The sequence below is a fragment of the Sphingomonas sp. CCH5-D11 genome (assembly GCF_001557395.1).
Classification (GTDB): domain Bacteria; phylum Pseudomonadota; class Alphaproteobacteria; order Sphingomonadales; family Sphingomonadaceae; genus Sphingomonas.
In genome coordinates, this window is record NZ_LSKH01000255.1 from 1 (window position 1) to 21,277 (window position 21,277).

Sequence of the window (21,277 nt, forward strand, 5' to 3'; positions counted from 1 at the left end):
GGGGGAGTCAGGGGCGCCGCTCTAGACGGCCCCTCTCCCCGACCCTCTCCCCACAAGTGGGGAGAGGGAGATTGCTTGTGCTTACTCCGCCGCCTCGGCGAGGTCGCCATCGTCGGCTTCCTCGTGGCTCTTCAGCTCGACGTTGAGACCCAGCGAGCGCATTTCCTTGACGAGCACGTTGAAGCTCTCCGGAATGCCAGCCTCGAACGTGTCGTCGCCCTTGACGATCGCCTCATAGACCTTGGTGCGGCCAACCACGTCGTCGGACTTCACCGTCAGCATTTCCTGGAGCGTGTACGCAGCACCGTAAGCCTGCAGCGCCCAGACCTCCATTTCACCGAAGCGCTGGCCGCCGAACTGCGCCTTACCGCCCAGCGGCTGCTGGGTGACGAGGCTGTACGGCCCGATCGAACGCGCGTGGATCTTGTCGTCCACAAGGTGGTGCAACTTGAGCATGTAGATGATGCCCACCGTCACCTTGCGATCGAACTGATCGCCGGTGCGCCCGTCGAACAGATCCGACTGACCCGACGGATCAAGACCCGCCAGCTCCAGCATGTTGGCGACGTCCTGCTCCACCGCGCCGTCGAACACCGGGGTGCCCATCGGAATGCCAGGCTTCAGGTTGTTCGCCAGCTCGATGATGCCGGTGGCGTCGCGCGCCTCGATCTCGTCGGCATAATGCTCGCCGTAGATCGTCTTGAGGCGATCCTTGACCGCTTCGGGCATTGCGCCCGCGGCGGCATCCGGATTGGCCTCGCGCCACTCCTCAAGCTGCTGCGCCACCTGCTGGCCCAGGCCGCGGGCGGCCCAGCCGAGATGAGTCTCGAAGATCTGCCCGACGTTCATGCGCGACGGCACGCCCAGCGGGTTCAGCACGAGATCGACCGGCGTCCCGTCGGCGAGGAACGGCATGTCCTCCACCGGCAGGATTCGGCTGATGACGCCCTTGTTGCCGTGACGCCCGGCCATCTTGTCACCCGGCTGCAGCTTGCGCTTCACCGCGACGAAGACCTTGACCATCTTGAGCACGCCCGGCGGCAGCTCGTCGCCACGCTCCAGCTTCTCGCGACGGTCCTCGAACTTCTCCTTGATGAGCTTCGCGGCCTCGTCATACTGTGCCTTGACCGCTTCCAGATCCGACTGGACCTGATCGTCGGCGACGGCGAACTTCCACCATTCATGGCGGTCGACGCTGTCGAGCGCTTCCTGGTCGATTACGGCACCCTTCTTGGGGCCGCCCTTCGGCACCGCCGTGGCGGTCTGACCGATCAGCATTTCGCGAAGGCGGCTCCAGGTCGCCCGGTTGAGGATCGTGCGCTCGTCGTCCGAGTCCTTCTTCAGGCGCTCGATCTCTTCGCGCTCGATCGCCATCGCGCGCTCGTCCTTGTCGATGCCGTGACGATTGAAGACGCGCACGTCCACGATCGTGCCGGCAACGCCCGGCGGCAGGCGCAGCGAGGTGTCGCGCACGTCGCTGGCCTTTTCACCGAAGATGGCGCGCAGCAGCTTCTCTTCCGGCGTCATCGGGCTTTCACCCTTGGGCGTGATCTTGCCCACCAGGATGTCGCCCGGCTCAACCTCGGCACCCACGTACACGATGCCCGCCTCGTCGAGGTTGCGCAGGGCTTCCTCACCTACGTTGGGGATGTCGCGCGTTATGTCCTCCGGCCCGAGCTTGGTGTCGCGGGCCATCACCTCGAACTCGTCGATGTGGATCGACGTGAACACGTCGTCCTTCACGATCCGCTCGGAGATGAGGATCGAGTCCTCGTAGTTGTAGCCGTTCCACGGCATGAACGCGACGAGCGCGTTGCGGCCGAGCGCCAGCTCGCCGAACTCGGTCGACGGGCCGTCGGCGAGGATGTCACCGGCGTTGACCACGTCGCCCACCTTCACCAGCGGACGCTGGTTGATGCAGGTCGACTGGTTCGAACGCTGGAACTTCATCAGCGTGTAGATGTCGACGCCCGACTTGCCCGCATCGACCTGACCGGTGGCGCGGATCACGATGCGGCTTGCATCGACCTGGTCGACGATGCCGGCGCGACGGGCCGAGATGGCGGCGCCGGAGTCGCGCGCGACCGTCTCTTCCATGCCGGTGCCGACGAAGGGCGCTTCCGCCTTCACCAGCGGCACGGCCTGACGCTGCATGTTCGAGCCCATCAACGCGCGGTTCGCGTCGTCGTTCTCCAGGAACGGGATCAGCGAGGCGGCGACCGACACGAGCTGCTTCGGCGACACGTCCATCAGCGTGATCGTCTCGGGCAGCGCCATCAGGAACTCGCCCGCCTGACGCGCCGAGATCAGCTCCTCAGTGAAGCGGCCGTCGCCGTCGAGCTCGGCGTTCGCCTGCGCGACGGTGTGCTTCTGCTCCTCCATGGCGGAGAGGTACACGACCTCGCCCGTCACCTTGCCGTCCACCACGCGGCGGTACGGCGTCTCGATGAAGCCATACTTGTTAACCCGCGCGAAGGTCGACAGCGAGTTGATCAGACCGATGTTCGGGCCTTCCGGCGTTTCAATCGGGCAGATGCGGCCATAGTGGGTCGGGTGAACGTCGCGGACTTCGAAGCCGGCGCGTTCACGGGTCAGACCGCCCGGCCCGAGCGCCGAAACGCGACGCTTGTGCGTCACTTCGGAGAGCGGGTTGGTCTGATCCATGAACTGCGACAGCTGCGACGAACCGAAGAACTCGCGCACCGCGGCGACCGCCGGCTTCGCGTTGATCAGGTCGTTCGGCATGACGGTGGACACGTCCACCGAGCTCATGCGCTCCTTCACCGCGCGCTCCATGCGGAGCAGGCCGACGCGATACTGGTTCTCGAGCAGCTCGCCCACCGAACGCACGCGACGGTTGCCGAGATTGTCGATGTCGTCGATCTCGCCCTTGCCGTCCTTCAGGTCGACCAGGGTCTTCACGACCGCAAGGATGTCTTCGGTGCGCAGCGTCGTCACCGTATCCTCGGCATCGAGGTCGAGACGCATGTTGAGCTTGACGCGACCGACGGCCGAGAGGTCGTAGCGATCCGGATCGAAGAACAAACCGGCGAACAGCGACTCCGCCGTCTCCAGCGTCGGCGGCTCGCCGGGGCGCATCACGCGATAGATGTCGGACAGTGCCTGCTCGCGCTCTTCGGCCTTGTCGGCCTTGAGCGTGTTGCGGATCCACGGACCGGTGGTAACATGGTCGATGTCGAGCAGCTCGATACGATCGATGCCCGCACGATCCAGCTTCTCAAGGTTGTCCGGGCCGATCTCGTCACCGGCCTCGACGTAAATTTCGCCGGTGCCCTCGTTGATGAGGTCGTAAGCCGAATAGCGGCCGTAGATTTCCTCGGTCGGAATGAGCAGGTCGGTGAGGCCGTCCTTGGCCGCCTTGTTGGCGGCGCGCGGGGTCACCTTGGTGCCCGCGGGGAACACCACTTCGCCCGAATTGGCGTCGATCAGGTCGAACGTGGGCTTCACGCCGCGCCAATTCTCGGCCGCGAACGGAATGCGCCAGCCACCTTCGCCGCGCACATAGGTGACGCGGTTGTAGAAGTGGTTGAGAATTTCCTCGCTGTTGAGGCCAAGCGCGTAGAGCAGCGCCGTGACCGGCAGCTTGCGCTTGCGGTCGATACGGACGTTGACGATGTCCTTGGCGTCGAACTCGAAGTCGAGCCACGAGCCGCGGTACGGGATCACGCGGGCGGCAAAGAGATACTTGCCCGACGCGTGCGTCTTGCCGCGATCGTGATCGAACAGCACGCCCGGCGAACGGTGCATCTGGCTGACGATCACGCGCTCGGTGCCGTTGATGAAGAACGTGCCGTTCTCCGTCATCAGCGGCATGTCGCCCATGTAGACGTCCTGCTCCTTAATATCGAGCACCGAGCGGGTTTCCGTATCGGGATCCACCTCGAACACGATCAGGCGCAGCGTGACGCGCATCGGCGCGGCATAGGTGATGCCACGCTGGCGGCACTCCTCAACGTCGAACTTGGGCGGTTCGAGCTCGTAGTTCACGAAGTCCAGCTCCGCCGTGCCGGCGAAGTCGCGGATCGGGAACACGCTGCGCAGCGTCTTCTCGAGACCCGAAACATAGCCGATCGACGGATCGGACCGCAGGAACTGTTCGTAGCTTTCGCGCTGCACCTCGATGAGGTTCGGCATCTGCACCACTTCGTGGATGTTGCCGAAGACCTTGCGGATACGGCGCTTTGCGGTGCCGCCTTCGATCGCCTTGGTTGCCATGTAGCTGTCTGCCTTGGTCTAATTCGTCCGGGCGCAGGACAAGACGCCAAAAGGCCGCTCGTTCTGTATCGAGGATACAAACGGCAGCCTTGAAGCGTCTTATGAAACCACTGACTTCCATCCGTTCGACACGGTGCGCGAGGCCATGTCATTTCCCGAAGCTGTGGTGATCGGCCGGATATAGGCCCGGTGTTGGAGATCGTCAACCAGCGGGGCATTGCCGATGCTGTTGATTGTCGAGCCGCAAGGCGCGTATCGCCGCCATCTTGTCCGTCTTTCCGGCAAGGGCGGGGATCCACGATTGCGATCTTCTCGACTGGTGAGAGACGTGCGCGAATGGATCTTTGCCTGCCGCGGGGATGACGAGGGTGATTGGAAGAGGGGCGCGCACATGAAGAGACTGTTGCTGCTTGCCGGCGCCACGCTGGCGCTTACGCCTGTCATGGCGCAGCAGACGCCGCCAGCGACTGGCGATGTTCCGGCGAGCTTCGCCTATCCCGTCGACGCACGCGACTATGTGCGCCGCGAGGTGATGATCCCGATGCGCGACGGAACCAAGCTGTTCACCGTGATCATCATTCCCAAGGGCGCAACCAATGCGCCGATCCTGCTGACGCGCACGCCCTACAATGCGGCGGGCCGGGCCAACCGGGTGGCGAACAGCCCGAACATGGCGTCCTTGCTGCCGCAGGGTGACGAGCCGTTCGTGCGCGCTGGGTATATCCGCGTATTCCAGGACATCCGCGGCAAATATGGCTCCGAAGGCGATTACGTCGTGACCCGCCCGGTGATCGGCCCGCTCAACCAGACCAAGGTCGATCACGTCACCGACGCCTATGACACGATCGACTGGCTGGTGAACAAGGCAAACCTGCCGGAAACGAACGGCCGCGTGGGGATGCTGGGCTCTTCCTATGAGGGGTTCACCGTCGTCATGGCGCTCTTGAACCCGCACCCCGCGCTGAAGGTGGCTGCGCCGGAGAGCCCGATGATCGACGGTTGGATGGGAGACGACTGGTTCCATTACGGCGCGTTCCGGCTGGCTAACATCGCGTGGCTGGGCAAGCAGACCGGCTTCAAGGGCGCGGGATCGGAGCGTGTTTCCGGCATCTATGACGATTACGAGCAGTTCCGCCGGGTCGGGTCTGCGGGCGCATGGGCGGCGCAGTCCGGCTATGCCGACCTGCCTTACTGGCAGCGGATGGTGGCGCACCCGGCCTATGACGGCTTCTGGCAGGGGCAGGCGCTCGACAAGCTGATTGCGGCCAATCCCTCCAACGTGCCGACCATGTGGGAACAGGGGCTGTTCGATCAGGAGGATATGTACGGCGCTATCACCACCTGGGAGGCGCTGAAGGCGAAAGGGAAGGCGGGGAACAACTTCCTGGTGATGGGGCCGTGGCGGCACAGCCAGGCGAATTACGACGGCTCCTCCCTGGGCGACTTCAAGTGGAATGGCGACACGGCAACCGAGTGGCGGGAAGATTATCTCTTTCCGTTCTTCGACCAGTATCTGCGTGACGGGAAGCCGGCCTTCACCCCGCCGCAGGCGCTGATCTACAACACCGGGGACAACCGCTGGGATAAGCTGTCGCAATGGCCGCTCGCCTGTGACACCGGCTGCGCGGCCCCCATGACCCCGATCTATCTGGGTGAGAACGGCGTACTGGGATTTCAGAAGGGGCAGGCGGGTGGTGACAGCTATGTCTCCGATCCGGACAAGCCGGTGCCGCACCTGCCGCGCCCGGTGAATTTCGGTGACGGGCGCTGGGGCGCGTGGCTGGTGTCCGACCAGCGATCGGTGGATGGCCGTACCGATGTGATGACGTACGAGACCGCTCCGCTGACCCAGGCAGTACGGGTGTCGGGCGCGCCGATGGCGGACATATTCGCCAAGACGACCGGCACCGACGGCGACTTCGTGGTGAAGGTGATTGACGTCTATCCGGACGATTACCCGAACGAGCCGAAGAAGGGCGGATATCAGCTGCCGATCAGCCTCGACATCTTCCGTGGCCGTTATCGCGACAGCTTCGACAAGCCGACGCCGATCCCGGCGGGGAAGGTGCAGCGCTATCGCTTCCGCCTGCCGACGGTGAACCATGTGTTCAAGCCGGGCCACCGGATCATGGTTCAGGTCCAGTCGTCGCTGTTCCCGCTCTATGATCGCAATCCGCAGAAATATGTGCCGAACATCTTCCTGGCGAAGAAGGAGGATTATCAGAAGGCCACCGTGACGCTGTCGCGCGGCGGCGCGCAGGCAAGCGCGGTGTGGCTGCCGGTGGTGGGTGACGCGCGGACAGCGCCGCGCCCGTAATTGGTTGTCCGGCGTTCAGGTTCGCACGAGTAGCGCAATGAGCATGGCAGGGGTGATGAAGATGCGGTGGGCAGCCGGAGCGGCGGCGCTTTGCGTGCCCGGGGTGGCAAGCGCGCAGGTGCCGCCAACGACGATACCGGACGTGGGAAATTTCAGCCTGCCGGAAACGCCGCCGCGTGCCCAGCCGATCCCGCTGCCCCCTCCGACACCAACGCCGACCCCAACCCCGACCGCTGCGGTGCCGCTGGTGGTGCCGCCACCGCCGCCACGCGCAGAGCCGCCGCGCCCGCGTGCGACTCCGATCGCCACGCCGGCACCGGCGGCGACGCGCGCGCCGGCTCCCGTGCCCCGCGCCACTGCCGCGCCTACGGCTGCGCCGACCCGCGCCGCAGAGCCGGCCACTGTTCCTTCGCCCTTGCCAGAGGCGTTACCGGCAGAGGGTGTTACGCCTGAGCCGGCGCCGGTCGCCGAGGCGGCGCCTGCCGTGATCCTGCCCGAGCCGGCGCCTTCCAATGAGCGACCGAATTGGCTTTGGGCGGTGCTGATCGGCGCAATCCTGCTGGTGGGGGCGGCGCTGTTTGCGTGGCGGCGTCGATCGGCACGACCGGAGGCGCTGCCTGCGCCCGACGAGCCGTTCGACGCGGCGCCGGTAGATCCGGCCGCGGAAGAAGAGTTGGTGGTCGAACAGTCGCCGGCGGAGCCGCGACCTGCTGAGCCGGTGCCGCCCATGGCTGCCGTGCCAGCTGCCGCAGCGCCGCGGTTTCTGGATGTGTCGGACAAGGTGCCGCCCGCGCGGCTTGAGCTTGAGGCGCCGGTGGTGCGCCGCGCGGGCATCAACATGATCACGGCAACGGCTGACCTTACAGTCGAGGTGCGCAACGCGTCGGACGTGCCGGCACGCGGCGTGACGCTGGACGTGCGGCTTGCCAGCGCGCAGCCCAATCAGGACGCGGCCATCGCGGCGATGTTCGCAGGTCCAGTGCCGCGGCCGGCTGCGCCTCCGTTCGACCTGGCACCCGGCGAAAGCCGTCGCGTGCGAACGCTGGTGACGATGGCGCGCGAGTCGATTACCGTGCTTCAGGCGGGCGGGCGGCCGATGTTCGTGCCCGTGGTGGCGATCCGTGCGCTTCACGCTGGCGGGCAGACGGTGTCGGTTCACGCGCTGGGCATCGAGCGGCCGGGACAGGCGAAGCTGGGGCCGTTCTGGCTCGATCAGCCGGGCCGGATGTTCGATGCTGTCGGTGTACGCCCGCACAGCGGGCAATGGTGAGCAGGCATCAGTTCTGCGCCGTCAGCGCGGTGTCCACAAGGTGATGTTGGCGACGCGGGCCCCGGGTCGGTAGCGCTGCATGGCCCGCGCCAGCGGGGGATGGCGGGCGATCCAGGTCGGCCCGGGAACCTCGTCCACCAGGACGATATCGGGGCGATACCGGATGATATCGGCCGCAAGCAGCGCGGCGTCGGCCCGTTCGGCTTGTTCATATGCGCGTCGTGCGGCGGGGGAGAGCGCTGGGCTCTCCAGTTGCTGCCATGCATTGCCCGTCGCCCATTGGTTCCCCCGCGTGCCGACCCATGCGCCGTCGACCCAGCGGGTGAGCGGATGTCCGAGCGAGAAATCGAACGAGACGCCGATCAGCCTTGGATGGGATGGCCCGAGCCGCTGCACCGCATCGCGCAAAGCGGTCGGCTGCGGCACGCGGGCGTAGCTGTAGGTCGCGAACAGCGCGAGGGTAGCGGCGCAGAGCGCACCAAAGGCGCGCGCCTTGCCGGGCCGCGCCAGTTCCAGCGTGATTGCGAGGAGCGCTGACGCGACCGCGGGATAGCCGTGGTTGAGATAGCCCTTGCCCTGCACCAGTCCGGCGAGAGCGAAGCCGGCGGCGGCGAGTAGCGCGACAATCGCGGGTTCGGACGGGCGGGCCCGTGCGAGCCAGAAGGTGAGTACTGCCGCGGTCGCGGGGATCGTTACCATCGTGCCGGTGAGGAGATGATGCCAGCTGTCGCGCCCCGGCAGGTACACCAGCCGCAGCAGCGGCAGCATGTGGGTGAAATACTCAGGAAAGGCGAGCAGCACGAGGAGGAGGTAGCCGGCGCAGACCAGCGCCAGGGTGATCCATTCGGGCGCGCGTGCCGCATCAAGGCTGCGCCGACGGAGCGCCGACCAGAGCGCGGGCAGAGCAAGCGCGAGGATGAGGTGGGGCTTGATGACGACCATGATCCCCCCCGCGATGCCGGCCGAGCGGGCGTCGGCGGCGCGGACCGGCAGGGCCAACGATCGGCTGACGATCACCGCGAGCATGGGGAGGCCCGCGAGAAGGGCGATATGTTCGCGCTGCGCGAACAGGTCTGCGGGCAGGATGAGGAGGATGAAGGCGCATGCGGCGCTGACCAGCGTGGCCCGGGCGGGCAGCGGTGGCAGGATGCGGCGGGCGTGGCGCACGGAAAGGAGCGCCAGCACGGCCACCATCGCAACCGTCAGCGCCTCCGGCCGGAGATCGAGCGCTTGCGCGAGCACGACCGCCGGCACGTAGAGCAGGACCGAGGCGGGCGGGTTCACCTCCTCGATGTCGCGATACAGCCGGGCGCCATCGAGCAGTCGCTCGGCGATGGTGATGAGCCAGGAGACGTCGCAGTTCAGCGCGGAAAGTGATTGCTGGATCAACGCGGCGGCGGCGACGAATGTGATTGCCAGCCATGGCCGCAGCGGCATTCGGCGCGGCGCGGAGAAGGATAGGGTGCCGGTGATCACTCGCGCGGCACTATCGCCGCAGTGGTTGCGGCGGGGTTACTGCCGCGGCGGCACAGGGAAGAGGTGGAGCGGACAAGAAAAAGGCGGCACCCGCGAAGGCGCCGCCTTTTCTTTCAAGTCGGCCATCAGGGGAACAAGTCCCGCGACATCGGCCGGCCTTGTGCGAGGCGCGCTGCCAGGCAGCGCGCGCCCGCACAGCGGCTTACTTGAGCTCGACGGTCGCGCCGGCTTCCTCGAGCTGCTTCTTGACCTTCTCGGCCTCGTCCTTCGAAACGCCTTCCTTGATCGGCTTCGGCGCGCCCTCGACGAGGGTCTTCGCTTCGGTCAGGCCAAGGCCGGTGATCGCGCGGACTTCCTTGATGACGTTGATCTTCTTGCCACCGTCGCCGGTGAGGATCACGTCGAACTCGGTCTTCTCTTCAGCGGCCGGAGCAGCTGCGCCGCCACCAGCTGCCGGAGCTGCTGCAACCGCTGCTGCGGCCGAGACGCCCCACTTCTCTTCGAGGAGCTTCGAGAGCTCAGCCGCCTCGAGGACGGTCAGTTCGGACAGCTGGTCAACCAGCGCGTTCAGGTCTGCCATGTTAGTCTTCCTTTAAATCGATCGAATGAAACGATGCTGCCTGAAGGATCAGGCGGCTTCCTTTTCCGAGTAAGCTGCAAGCACGCGCGCGATCTGCGCGGCGGGCGCCTGGGTGATGGTCGCCAGCTTCGTGGCCGGAGCCACGATGAGACCGACGATCTTCGCCCGGAGCTCGTCCAGCGACGGCATCGTCGCAAGCGCCTGAACGCCTGCCACGTCGAGCTTGGTCGCACCCATTCCGCCGCCGACGATCTCGAACTTGTCGGTCGTCTTGGCGAATTCCACGGCTACCTTGGCAGCCGCGACGGGATCGACCGAAGTCGCGAGACCGACCGGGCCGGTGAACATGTCACCAAGCTCGTTATAGTCGGTGCCGTCGAGCGCGATCTTGGCAAGCTTGTTCTTCGAGACCTTGTAGACGGCGCCGGCCTCGCGCATCTTCGTCCTCAGCTGCGTCGACTGGGCGACGGTGAGGCCGAGGTTGCGGGTGACGACCACCACGCCGACCTCGGAGAAGGTCTGCTTGAGTTCGGCGACGGCTGCGGCCTTTTGAGCACGATCCATGCCATTCTCCACACTTTGACCGCACCCCAAAGGCTGCGGCCGGTTACGATCCACCTGCGGCAGACGCCGCAGATAGTTGTCCAAGGGCACCCCACCAAAGTATGACTTTGATGGGACCCGAGCGATGGGGAATGGGAAGCGTCGCATGGCCAGGCCATGCGGCAGACCGGAGCACGCGGACGCGCTGCGGTGAAATCCTGTCCCCGTCTCGGCGGGGCATTAAGGGCGCGAACACCCACCCGCTGTCTCGGACGGCGCCGCACACCAGAGGGGTACGGCAAGCGGCGCCCTTTAGCGGAATGACGCGCCACGTCAAGTGTCTTCAAAATGGCATGAAACCGCAATCGATTCGTCGCGGCCGTGCCATGCGGCCGTCACTCGCCCCCGCCAGAGGCGCTTCAAAGCCTTTGATAATTGGGGGAACCATGACCGACTCGCGCTTCACCTATGACGATGGCGACATCGACACCAACAATGCCGCCAACCCGCATCTGAACGAACTGATCGCCCAGCGTTATTCGCGCCGGCAGACGCTGCGTGGCGGGTTGACCGCTATGACGACGGCGGTGTTCGGCGGCGTGCTGCTGGCGGGCTGCGACGATGACGACGACCTTCTGCAGCGTGAGAGCGTCTCGGTGTCGACCGGCCAGTCGGCCACGGCGACGGCCGGTAAGACGGTGACGCTGACGGGCACCGCAAGCTCCACCGCGCGCACCGTGGGCTGGACGCAGGTGAGCGGCCCGACCGTGACGCTGGCCAACGCCAACACCGCCACCGCCAGCTTCACGGCGCCCGCCGTGAGCGCGGCGACGCCGCTCGTCTTCCGCTTCACCGGCGCGACCGGCATCGGCGACACGGCAACGGCCGACACCACCGTCACCGTATCCCCGGCAACGCTGGACTTCACCGCGGTGGCGAAGAACCGCAACGACCTGGTCACCGTGCCGACCGGCTATGCTGTGACGGTGCTGTATCGCCTGGGCGATCCGATCAATGCCAACACCCCCGCTTATGCCAATGACGGTTCGGACACGAACTTCGGCGCGCGGGCGGGCGACCATCACGATGGCATGAGCTTCTTCGGCCTGGCTGCCAGTGGCGCGACGCGCGACGCGTCCAGCAGCACGCGCGGCGTGCTGGTGCTGAACCACGAGAATATCACCGAAAGCTACCTGCACTCGCGCGGGCCGACGAACACGGGCGGCGTGCGCCCGGAGGCGGAAGCGATCAAGGAAATCGAAGCGCACGGCGTTTCGGTGATCGAAGTAACGCGCGGCGCTTCCGCGTGGAGCTATGTCCAGGCGTCGGCGCTCAACCGCCGCATCACCCCGAACACGCCCATGGCGTTCAGCGGCCCGGCAAAGGGCAATGTGCTGCTGCGGACCGTCTATTCCACCGACGCCACCAAGGGCCGGGGCACCATCAACAATTGCGCCAACGGGACGATGCCCTGGGGCACCTATGCGACGGCGGAAGAAAATTGGGCGGGGTATTTCCGGCGCGATCGCGGCGACGCGGCCGTCCGCGTCACCGCCGGCCAGGCCAAGCAGAACACCAGCCTGGCCCGCTACGGCATCTCCGAAGGCCGCGCCGGCAATTACGGCTGGACCACGGTGACCCCGGCGGATTCGTCCAACACGCTGTTCCGCAAGTGGAACATCACCGCCACCGCCGGTGCGGCATCGGACGGCACGCAGGATTTCCGCAACGAAGCGTTCCAGTATGGCTGGATCGTCGAGATCGACCCCTATGATCCCGCCTCCACGCCGCGCAAGCGCACCGCGCTTGGACGCATGAACCATGAAGGCGTCGGCCCGGGCCGCATGATCGCAGGCGTGAAGCCGGCCTTCTACATGGGTGACGACGCGCAGGGCGAATATATCTACAAGTTCGTTTCCGCGACCCCGTGGACGGCGGCCGATGCGAATGCCGCCGACCGCCTGTCGATCGGTGACAAATATCTCGACACGGGCACGCTCTATGTCGCGAAGCTGAATGCCGACGGCACTGGCCAGTGGCTGCCGCTGGTGTTCGGCACCGGTCCGCTGACCAGCGCCAACGCCACCTATCCGTTCGCCGACCAGTCCGACGTGCTGGTCAACACCCGCCTGGCGGCGGATCTGGTGGGCGCGACCAAGATGGACCGTCCGGAATGGACCGCGGTGAACCCGGCGAATGGCGAGATGTATTGCACGCTCACCAACAATTCGTCGCGTACCCCCGCCACTGTCGATGCCGCCAACCCGCGCGCCTATGTCGATCCGCGCACCGATGGCCGCTCGACCACCGGCAACGCCAACGGCCATGTCATCCGCTTCCGCGAAAATGGCGACACGACCGAGGCGACGGCGTTCACCTGGGACGTCTACGCCTTTGGCTCGGGCAGCGATCTCGACAAGGACAACATCAACCTGTCGGGCCTCGACGACACCAATGACTTCTCATCGCCGGACGGGCTGTGGTTCAGCCTGCCGTCGAACGTCGCGGGACAGGTCAATCCGGTAATGTGGCTGCAGACCGACGACGGTGCGTACACCGACGTCACCAACTGCATGATGCTCGCTGCCATTCCCGGCAAGGTCGGCGACGGTGGCACCAAGACGATCACCAACACCACGCCGGCTGGCACCAGCACGGCCACGACGCGCGTCGGCAAGGCGCCCGGCGCGACGCTGAAGCGCTTCCTGGTCGGTCCGAAGGAGTGCGAGATCACCGGCATCACCTCCACGCCGGACGGCAAGGCGCTGTTCGTCAACATCCAGCACCCGGGTGAGGGTGGCGGACCGGACAACATCACGTCGAGCTGGCCGGCCTCGCAGACCGGAACGCCGACGACGCCAAGCCGCCCGCGCTCGGCGACAATCGTGATCACCCGCACCGACGGCGGCCTGGTCGGGATCTGATTGGTCCAGCTCAGCTAACAATGGGTCCCTCTCCCTGGCGAGAGGGACCCTTTTTGTTGGGCGCGGCACCTGCCGGATCGTCATTCCGGACTTGATCCGGGATCCATCGTGCGGCGCACGCTGTGGCTGGTTGGCGCGCGCAGCACTCGCGGCTGGTTGGATCCCGGATCGAGTCCGGGATGACGATGGTGGTCCGGGGGAGGGCGTTGGTGCTGCTACCGATCCGTGCGGATCGCCCCGGCCTCACGTACAGCCGCCAGCGTCGGCCAGCCGTTGACGGCCATCAGCAGGTCCGCCTCCGCCAGAATGCACTTCAGGACATGGGCGCAGCCCTGCGCGCCGCCGAGCGCCAGGCCGTAGCTATAGGGGCGGCCGATGCCGACCATGTCAGCGCCGAGCGCGATCGACTTCACCACATCGGTGCCGGAGCGGATGCCGCTGTCGAAGAATAACGGCACGCGGCCGGCCACCGCCTCCGCCACCGCCGGCAGCATATCGATCGCCGCAATGCCGCCATTCGCCTGCCGCCCGCCATGGTTGGAGACGTAGATGCCGTCCGCGCCGCCGTCGATCGCGCGGCGCGCGTCTTCGGGGTGGCAGATGCCCTTGAGGACGATCGGCAGGCGGGTGATCGACTTAAGCCAGGGGAGGTCGTCCCAGGTCAGCACCTTGCCGAACGTGGCGCCCCAGGTGCCGATGGCGGTGCGAAGGTCCTCCTTGGGCGCCTTGCCGCCCAGCATGGCGCGGAAGCGGGGATCGGTGAAATAGTTCTGCAGCACGTGGCCGCGCAGCTGCGGAAAGTTGGACGGGTTGAGGTCGCGCGGGCGCCAGCCGGTGACCCAGGTGTCGAGCGTGACGATGATCGCCTTGTACCCCGCCTTTTCCGCGCGCGAGACGAGGCTTTCGGCCAGGTCCTTGTCGCGGGGTGTGTAGAGCTGGAAGAAAGCGGGCGTGTCGCCGCAGGCGGCGTGGACGTCCTCGAGCGGATCGTTGGAGAGGGTGGAGGCGGTGAGCGGGACGCCGGTGGCGGCGGAGCCCTGCGCGGCGGCGAGGTCGCCATGCTGGTCCTGTGTCATCATGCCGGTGACGCCGATCGGGGCCATGAACACCGGCGATGGCAGCGACAGACCGAAGATCGAGGTGGAAAGGTCGCGATGCGTGGTGTCGACCATCATCCGCGGCACCATGCCCCAATGGCGGAAGGCGCGGGCGTTCTCGTCCTGCGTGAACTCGTCGCCGCAGCCGCCCTGGACATAGGTGAGGACATGCGGCGGAAGCGCGGCCTGCGCACGCTTCTCCAGCGTCGCGAAATCGACGGGCAGGGTGGGGACGATGCCGGAAAGGCCAGCGCCGTAGATCTGGGTCTGGAGGTCGCCGTAATGCGGCATGGGGTTCGCTCTCCTGCTTTTGCTGGCAGTGTCGCGGGGGAGAGGCGTCCTGTCCACCGCCGACATCGATGGCTCAGACCCATCACTTCTTCCGTCCGCCCTGAGCTTGTCGAAGAGCGTGTCACAAGCGATGCCGCTCGTTGCACGTGCTTCGACAAGCTCAGCACGAACGGGGAAACTTGGTTCCTGCGCTCACCAACGGGTCGAGCTAGCCGATCAGGCGTTCGTAGAGCTTGATGTAATCGTCCGCCATCCGCTCCACGCTGAAGCGTTCCGCCACCCGCTTCCGGCAGGCGGAGCGGTCTATGTCGCCGATGCGGGCGATGGCTTCCACCGCTTCCTCCACCGTATCGACGAGGAAGCCGGTGACGCCGTGTTCGATCAGCTCGGGCAAGGAGCCGCGGTTAAAGGCGATCACCGGCGTGCCGCAGGCCATTGCCTCCACCACCGAAAGGCCGAAGGGTTCGTCAAAGCCGATGAGGTGGAGCAGCGCGCGGGCCTCGCCGAGCGCCCGGGTTCGCGTGTCGCCACCGACCACGCCGCGGAAGATCACGCGGTCATTGTCGATGTGCGGGGCCACGTCCCGTTCGTGATAGCCCTGGTCCTGCACCAGGCCGGCCATGATGAGGCGCTTGCCGGCCTGTTGCGCAGCGGCGATGGCCGCGTGTGGGCCTTTATCGGGGTGGATCCGGCCGAAGAAGAGCAGGTCGTCGCTGCCCTGCGCATCGAACGGGAAATCGCCCAGCGGAATGCCGTGATGGATCGTCGCGGCGTAGCTGAGCGATGGGTGGCGATCGGCGTCGCTGATCGAGACGTAATGCACGTGGTCGTCATAGCGCTGGTAGACCGGCACGATCCGCTCGGACGAGAAACCGTGGATCGTTGTCAGCATTGGTGTGTCGATCAGGCGTGACCAGGCGAGCGGCATGAAATCGGCCTGGTTGTGGATGAGGTCAAAGTCGCCCGCGCGCTCGATGCAATGCGCGATGTGCATCGCCTCCCACACCTTGGCGTCGAGATGCGGCGGCTCCGAATAGCCGCGCGGGGCGACGCCCTCCAGCTTGCCGGCGGTGTGCGAGTTCTGGGTGGCGAAGAGCGTGACGTCGACACCGCGCGCGACCAGGGCCTCGGTCAGCAGGCTCGTCACCAATTCCCACGGGCCATAGCCGGTCGGCGGCGTCGGCCAGGAAATCGACGACAGCATGGCGATGCGCATCAGGCGAGTAGCTCCACGACATAGGCCTCATCGGCATCGATCGTGCCGTCGAACATGTCTCGCGTTCCGGTCGCGACGATGATCCGGCCGGGGCGAGTGGCGTCAGGCAGCGTAACCTCGCGCGGCTCGCTGCCGAGATTGAGGACGACGAGCAGCCGCTCGTCGCCGTGCTGGCGCTCGTAGGCGAGGATATCGGGGGCGGCCTCGCGCAGCGTCATGCGGCCCAACGAGAGGGCGGGGATGGCGCGGCGCGCGGCGAGAAGGCGGCGGTAGAGCCGCAGCATCGAGGCCGGGTCTTCCTCCTGCGCGGCGACGTTGCGGGTGCGCCAATCGGGGTGAAGCGGCAACCACGGTTCGACGGTGGAGAAGCCGGCATTGGAGGACGCATCCCACGCCATTGGCGTGCGCGACCGATCACGGCCGAGGCCCATGCCGGGCTGACGCAGATCCTGCGGATCGCGGATGCGGTGGGGCGGGATGTCGACGGTGCCGATGCCGATCTCGTCGCCCTGGTAGAGCGTCGGCGTGCCGCGCAGGGTGAGGAGCAACATGGCGGCGACGCGGGCTTGGCGCTCGCCAATGCGCGCGGCGATGCGCGCGGCGTCATGGCTGCCGATCACCCAGTTCGGCCAGCCGTGGACGGGAATGGCGGCATCATAGCCGGCGATCAGCGCGGCGAGCGTGTCGCGATCCCATTGATTCTCGATCAGTTCGAAGTTGAAGGGGAGGTGGACGCCGGGCTCCGCCTCCGTCCCGTACCAGCGCATCAGGCGATCGCGGGGTAGGAAGATCTCGCCGACCAGTGCGGTGTCGCCATAGCTGTCGGCAAGCTGGCGAAACTGCCGCGTGAAGGCATGCGCCTCGGGCTGGTCGGTGGAATGGTGCTGGAGGACCCGGAGCTTTTCGGCGAGCCCCTCGCGCCAGTCAGGGTTGGCCGGGTTGTCGGGCAGCCCCTCGGCCTTCACGATGTGCCAGAGGACGTCGATGCGAAAGCCATCCACGCCGCGGTCCAACCAGAAGCGCATTACGTCGGTCATCACCTGCGCCACGGCGGGGTTGCGCCAGTTGAGGTCGGCCTGTTCCTTCAGGAAGGTGTGGAGATAATATTGGCCGGTCACCGGATCGAGCTCCCACGCCGGGCCGCCCATGTCGCTGATCCAGTTGTTGGGCGGGCCGCCGCCGGGCGCGGGATCGCGCCAGATGTACCAATCGCGCCTCGGATTGTCGCGCGATGAGCGGCTTTCCACAAACCACGGGTGCTGCGTGGAGGAATGGTTGGGGACGAAATCGAGCAGCAGCCTGAGGCCGCGGGCGTGGACCGCGGCGAGCAGGCGATCAAAGGCAGCGAGATCGCCGAACATCGGCTCGACCCCGGTGTAATCGGCGACGTCATAGCCGAAATCGGCCATCGGGGAGGGGAAGATCGGAGAGAGCCAGATGGCGTCCACGCCGAGGGTGGCGACATGGTCCAGGCGGGCAGCGATGCCGGCGAGATCGCCGATGCCGTCGCCGTTCGAGTCCGCGAAGGACCGCGGATAGATCTGATAGATGACGCCGCGCTTCCACCAGGGTGCGGCGAGGGTGGCCTCGCTCATGAGGATCGTAACGCCGGGGGAATGATTGGGTTCACTTGATGGCGTGAGTGTCACCTTGGCGTTACACATCTACCTTCCTCATCCCGGACTGGATCCGGGATGACGGCGGGTTCGTGCATGTCCGAGGCGCATACCCTCTTTCCGTTCGTGCTGAGCCTGTCGAACCACGGGCAATGAGCGTGACGGCTGGTAACACGCCCTTCGACAAGCCCAGGGCGAACGGGAGTAGGATTGGACATGCCCTCCGCAGCCTCTCTCGCGAGCGGGAGGGACGTTTAGGGCGCTCCTATTTCCGTCCGTGCCGAGCGTAGTTGAAGCAGGTGCCGTAAGGCGGAGCGCTTGTGGCTGTCCCTCGACTTCGCTCGGGACGAACGGAGAAGGGTGCGGAGCTCGGCCCGACACTCCGACAAACAAAAAAGGCCGGGGTTGCCCCCGGCCTTTTCCGTTACGCAAACTAAGACTTGTCGATCAGGCCGAGGCGACTTCCGCCACGTCGATCTTGATGCCCGCACCCATGGTGCTGGAGATCGCGACCTTGCGGACGTACTTGCCCTTGGCGCCGGCCGGCTTGGCCTTGACCACCGCATCGACCAGCGCGTCGAAGTTCGCGCGCAGGTCTTCGGCCGGGAAGCTCGCCTTGCCGATGCCGGAGTGGATGATACCGGCCTTTTCGACGCGATATTCGACCTGACCGCCCTTGGCAGCCTTCACCGCCTCGGCGACGTTCATCGTCACGGTGCCGAGCTTCGGGTTCGGCATCAGGCCCTTGGGACCCAGCACCTTACCGAGACGGCCGACGATGCCCATCATATCCGGGGTCGCGATGCAGCGATCGAAGTCGATCTTGCCGCCCTGGATGGTTTCCATCAGGTCTTCCGCACCGACGACGTCGGCACCGGCAGCAAGCGCCTCTTCGGCCTTCGCGCCGCGGGCGAACACGCCAACGCGCACGGTCTTGCCGGTGCCCTTGGGCAGCGTGACGACACCGCGGACCATCTGGTCAGCGTGACGCGGATCAACGCCGAGGTTCAGCGCGACTTCGATCGTCTCGTCGAACTTGGAGGTCGCACCCGACTTGGCGAGCTGGATCGCCTCGTCAACGCCGTGCAGCTTCTCGCGGTCGACCGTGATCGCCTTCTGCTTCTTCGTGAGCTTCGCCATGTTCTTAGCCCTCCACAACCTGGAGGCCCATCGCGCGAGCGGAGCCTTCGATGATCTTCGTTGCTGCGTCGATATCGTTCGCGTTCAGGTCCTTCATTTTGGCCTGAGCGATTTCCGCGAGCTGCGAGCGCTTGATGGTTCCCGCGCTGGTCTTGCCCGGCTCCTTCGAGCCCGACTTCAGGTTCAGCGCCTTCTTGATGAGGAAGGTCGCCGGCGGCGTCTTCGTCTCGAAGCTGAACGAGCGGTCGGCGTAAACGGTGATGACGGTGGGGAGGGGCGAGCCCTTTTCCATGTCAGCCGTCTGCGCGTTGAACGCCTTGCAGAATTCCATGATGTTCACGCCGCGCTGACCCAGCGCCGGGCCGATCGGCGGCGACGGGTTTGCAGCGCCGGCAGGCACCTGCAGCTTGATATAGCCTGTGATTTTCTTCGCCATGTCACTCTCTTTAAGTTTAGCGGTCGTCGCGGGCGCGTTGCCGCACCCTCCCGCAAGCGTTCCAGTGATACCGGAAGCGGGCGCGCATAGCGGATGCGGAGCGGGAAAGCTAGGGGCTTGTTGGGTTCACGCGAAGACGCGGCGGCGGCAAGGGCTTTTGGCGCGCCATTCTCCCGTTCGCGCGGAGCTTGTCGAAGTGCGTGTCGCAGGCGTTGGGGCTGCATGGCACGTCCTTCGACAGGCTCAGGACGAACGGGGACTAGGGGGCAGCCGATGAGGCTTACGTCATCGCCATAAGGCTGGCGTTGCCGCCGGCCGCGGTGGTGTTGATCGAGGTGGAAACCTCCTCGACCAGCCATTCGAGACGGTAATCGCCGGCCTGGGTGAGGACGATCGGGCCATCCAGCGCGGCGATCCGCTGTTGCAGGTCGCGGACGCGCGCGGCATCGCCCTCGATCAGGGCGCCGGCATAGGGGCCCTCGCTCGCCCAGTTGGCACTCCAATGGACGCGGGCGGCGACCGGCGCCGGCAAATCGGTGCGCAGCGCGGCGTCCACCACCAGATCGTTGCCCGTCGCGAGGCCGGCGGTGAGCTGCGCCATCAGCCCCTCGCGCGTTTCCGGCAGCAGCAGGATGCGGCCGCGCGGGTGGAGGGCGTAGAGGTTGCGCTCACCAACCGGGCCGTCGAGTTCGGTTTCGAGACCGAGCGGAGAGGCGGCGGCGATATCCCGAACGCGCGCGGCAGTGGCTTCATCCCCGCCGTTCCCGAGCCAGAGCGCAAGATCACGGGCGGCGGCATCGGCAGTGATCGAGGTGCCTGCGGGCGCCTCGATCGCGCCGCGCACCAGACGGCCGAGATAGAGCGGACCGCCCGCCTTTGGGCCGGTGCCCGACAGCCCGCGCCCGCCGAACGGCTGCACGCCGACGACCGCGCCGATGATATTGCGGTTGATGTAAAGATTGCCCGCCTTCACCCGCGCGGTGACATGGGCGATCGTCTCGTCCAGCCGGGTGTGGAGGCCGAAGGTGAGCCCGTAGCCGGTGGCGTTGATCCGGTCGATCAGCGCGTCCAGCCCGCTGCGCTTGTAGCGGATCACGTGAAGGACGGGGCCGAACACCTCGCGCTCAAGCTCGGCGATATCGGACAGCTCGATGATGGTCGGCGCGACGAACGTGCCCTGGGCGGTCTCATCGGAGAGCGCGAGCGAGTCCACCTTGTGGCCACGATCACGCATCGCGGCGATGTGGCGGGTGATGTTCTCCTGCGCCTCGGCGGTGATGACGGGACCGATGTCGACCGCCAGCCGATCGGTGCGGCCGATGCGCAGCTCCTGCAGCGCACCGCGCAGCATGGTGAGGATGCGGTCGGCGACTTCCTCCTGGATGCAAAGAACCCGCAATGCCGAGCAGCGCTGACCGGCGCTGTCGAACGCCGAGGCGATGACATCCGCCACCACCTGTTCGGCGAGTGCGGAGCTGTCGACGATCATCGCATTCTGGCCGCCGGTTTCCGCGATCAGCGGGATGGGCGTGCCCTCGGGCGAGAGGCGGGTGGCGAGTTCGCGCTGGATGAGGCGGGCGACCTCCGTTGAGCCGGTGAACATCACCGCCGCCGTCTCGGGCGCCGCCACCAGCGCCGCGCCGATCGACCCGTCACCGGGGACGAGTTGAAGCACATCGGAGGGGACGCCCGCCTCGTGCAGGATGGCGACGCCCTGCGCGGCGATCAGCGGGGTTTCCTCGGCGGGCTTGGCCAGCACGGTATTGCCGGCGACCAGCGCGGCGGCGGCCTGGCCGGTGAAGATCGCCAGCGGGAAGTTCCACGGGCTGATGCACGTCACCGCGCCGAGCGGCCGGTGCGCGGGGCCAAAGCTGCGGCGGGCCTGATCGGCGTAATAGCGCAGAAAGTCGATCGCCTCGCGCACTTCGCCGATGGCGTTGGGGACGGACTTGCCGGCCTCGCGCACGGTGAGGCCGATTAGCTCGGCCATGCGGGCCTGCATCGCGTCCGCCGCCCGGTCGAGCATCGCGGCGCGCTCGGCCGCAGGAACGGCGGCCCAGGCGGGAGCGGCGGCGGCGGCCGTGCGCGCGGCGGCGCTGGCCCGCTCGGGCGTTACCTCGACCACCGTGCCGACG

General features: G+C 66.5%; 14 protein-coding genes. 3 read left to right on the forward strand and 11 right to left on the reverse strand.

Going from position 1 to position 21,277, the window contains the following annotated elements; translation table 11 throughout:
- Positions 1 to 81 precede the first annotated feature (81 nt).
- Positions 82 to 4,236: a DNA-directed RNA polymerase subunit beta gene (gene rpoB, locus AX702_RS15980; RefSeq protein ID WP_066781228.1), complete on the reverse strand. Its 4,155-nt coding sequence runs from the start codon at positions 4,234 to 4,236 to the stop codon at positions 82 to 84.
- Between the two features lie 391 nt (positions 4,237 to 4,627).
- On the opposite strand from rpoB, the gene AX702_RS15985 reads away from it, so the two are divergent.
- Positions 4,628 to 6,553 (forward strand): CocE/NonD family hydrolase, encoded by a 1,926-nt coding sequence (locus AX702_RS15985; protein ID WP_066781250.1) that lies wholly within the window; start codon positions 4,628 to 4,630, stop codon positions 6,551 to 6,553.
- A 15-nt stretch (positions 6,554 to 6,568) separates the two neighbouring features.
- On the opposite strand, the gene AX702_RS15990 is transcribed toward AX702_RS15985, so the two are convergent.
- The gene (locus AX702_RS15990; RefSeq protein ID WP_156455534.1) at positions 6,569 to 6,955 is read right to left on the reverse strand and encodes a hypothetical protein; all 387 of its coding nucleotides are present in this window, start codon (positions 6,953 to 6,955) and stop codon (positions 6,569 to 6,571) included.
- Between the two features lie 82 nt (positions 6,956 to 7,037).
- Here AX702_RS15990 and AX702_RS15995 point away from each other — a divergent pair, with 82 nt between their 5' ends.
- The gene (locus AX702_RS15995) at positions 7,038 to 7,823 is read left to right on the forward strand and encodes a hypothetical protein (RefSeq protein WP_066781231.1); all 786 of its coding nucleotides are present in this window, start codon (positions 7,038 to 7,040) and stop codon (positions 7,821 to 7,823) included.
- Between the two features lie 21 nt (positions 7,824 to 7,844).
- Here the strand turns inward: AX702_RS15995 and AX702_RS16000 are convergent, their stop codons facing one another.
- The 3 genes from AX702_RS16000 to rplJ all read right to left on the reverse strand — a co-directional run bounded on the left by AX702_RS16000 (position 7,845) and on the right by rplJ (position 10,443).
- Positions 7,845 to 9,299 (reverse strand): hypothetical protein, encoded by a 1,455-nt coding sequence (locus AX702_RS16000; RefSeq protein ID WP_156455535.1) that lies wholly within the window; start codon positions 9,297 to 9,299, stop codon positions 7,845 to 7,847.
- A 202-nt stretch (positions 9,300 to 9,501) separates the two neighbouring features.
- On the reverse strand, positions 9,502 to 9,879 hold the full coding sequence (rplL, locus tag AX702_RS16005) for a 50S ribosomal protein L7/L12 (protein WP_066781235.1): 378 nt from the start codon (positions 9,877 to 9,879) through the stop codon (positions 9,502 to 9,504).
- Positions 9,880 to 9,927: 48 nt separating this feature from the next.
- Entirely contained in the window at positions 9,928 to 10,443 is a 516-nt protein-coding gene (rplJ, locus tag AX702_RS16010) for a 50S ribosomal protein L10 (protein ID WP_066781252.1), read from the reverse strand.
- Positions 10,444 to 10,868: 425 nt separating this feature from the next.
- Between rplJ and AX702_RS16015 the strand changes: the two genes are divergently transcribed.
- Entirely contained in the window at positions 10,869 to 13,346 is a 2,478-nt protein-coding gene (locus AX702_RS16015) for a PhoX family protein (RefSeq protein ID WP_066781237.1), read from the forward strand.
- A 215-nt stretch (positions 13,347 to 13,561) separates the two neighbouring features.
- On the opposite strand, the gene AX702_RS16020 is transcribed toward AX702_RS16015, so the two are convergent.
- The 6 genes from AX702_RS16020 to AX702_RS16045 all read right to left on the reverse strand — a co-directional run.
- Positions 13,562 to 14,734 carry an alpha-hydroxy-acid oxidizing protein gene (locus AX702_RS16020; RefSeq protein WP_066781239.1) on the reverse strand — a complete coding sequence of 391 codons (1,173 nt, stop codon included), beginning with the start codon at positions 14,732 to 14,734 and terminating at the stop codon, positions 13,562 to 13,564.
- Between the two features lie 208 nt (positions 14,735 to 14,942).
- The gene (locus AX702_RS16025) at positions 14,943 to 15,950 is read right to left on the reverse strand and encodes a glycosyltransferase family 4 protein (RefSeq protein WP_066781244.1); all 1,008 of its coding nucleotides are present in this window, start codon (positions 15,948 to 15,950) and stop codon (positions 14,943 to 14,945) included.
- Positions 15,950 to 17,545 carry an alpha-amylase family glycosyl hydrolase gene (locus tag AX702_RS16030; RefSeq protein WP_066781246.1) on the reverse strand — a complete coding sequence of 532 codons (1,596 nt, stop codon included), beginning with the start codon at positions 17,543 to 17,545 and terminating at the stop codon, positions 15,950 to 15,952. Before AX702_RS16030 ends, AX702_RS16025 begins: the two co-directional genes overlap by 1 nt.
- A gap of 468 nt (positions 17,546 to 18,013) precedes the next feature.
- Entirely contained in the window at positions 18,014 to 18,706 is a 693-nt protein-coding gene (gene rplA, locus AX702_RS16035; RefSeq protein ID WP_066781248.1) for a 50S ribosomal protein L1, read from the reverse strand.
- 4 nt (positions 18,707 to 18,710) lie between these two features.
- The gene (rplK, locus tag AX702_RS16040) at positions 18,711 to 19,142 is read right to left on the reverse strand and encodes a 50S ribosomal protein L11 (protein ID WP_046406429.1); all 432 of its coding nucleotides are present in this window, start codon (positions 19,140 to 19,142) and stop codon (positions 18,711 to 18,713) included.
- A gap of 280 nt (positions 19,143 to 19,422) precedes the next feature.
- The coding region (locus tag AX702_RS16045) for an L-glutamate gamma-semialdehyde dehydrogenase (protein WP_082746317.1) at positions 19,423 to 21,277 on the reverse strand (1,855 nt) is incomplete at its 5' end.

What these genes read in the sequence shown, in the direction of transcription:
- AX702_RS16025 (WP_066781244.1), bottom strand. Translation starts at nt 15,950, where the DNA reads ATGCGCATCGCCATGCTGTCGTCGATTTCCTGGCCGACGCCGCCGACC.
- rpoB (WP_066781228.1), bottom strand. Translation starts at nt 4,236, where the DNA reads ATGGCAACCAAGGCGATCGAAGGCGGCACCGCAAAGCGCCGTATCCGC.
- rplL (WP_066781235.1), bottom strand. Translation starts at nt 9,879, where the DNA reads ATGGCAGACCTGAACGCGCTGGTTGACCAGCTGTCCGAACTGACCGTC.
- rplK (WP_046406429.1), bottom strand. Translation starts at nt 19,142, where the DNA reads ATGGCGAAGAAAATCACAGGCTATATCAAGCTGCAGGTGCCTGCCGGC.
- AX702_RS16015 (WP_066781237.1), top strand. Translation starts at nt 10,869, where the DNA reads ATGACCGACTCGCGCTTCACCTATGACGATGGCGACATCGACACCAAC.
- AX702_RS16020 (WP_066781239.1), bottom strand. Translation starts at nt 14,734, where the DNA reads ATGCCGCATTACGGCGACCTCCAGACCCAGATCTACGGCGCTGGCCTT.
- AX702_RS15985 (WP_066781250.1), top strand. Translation starts at nt 4,628, where the DNA reads ATGAAGAGACTGTTGCTGCTTGCCGGCGCCACGCTGGCGCTTACGCCT.
- rplJ (WP_066781252.1), bottom strand. Translation starts at nt 10,443, where the DNA reads ATGGATCGTGCTCAAAAGGCCGCAGCCGTCGCCGAACTCAAGCAGACC.
- AX702_RS16030 (WP_066781246.1), bottom strand. Translation starts at nt 17,545, where the DNA reads ATGAGCGAGGCCACCCTCGCCGCACCCTGGTGGAAGCGCGGCGTCATC.
- rplA (WP_066781248.1), bottom strand. Translation starts at nt 18,706, where the DNA reads ATGGCGAAGCTCACGAAGAAGCAGAAGGCGATCACGGTCGACCGCGAG.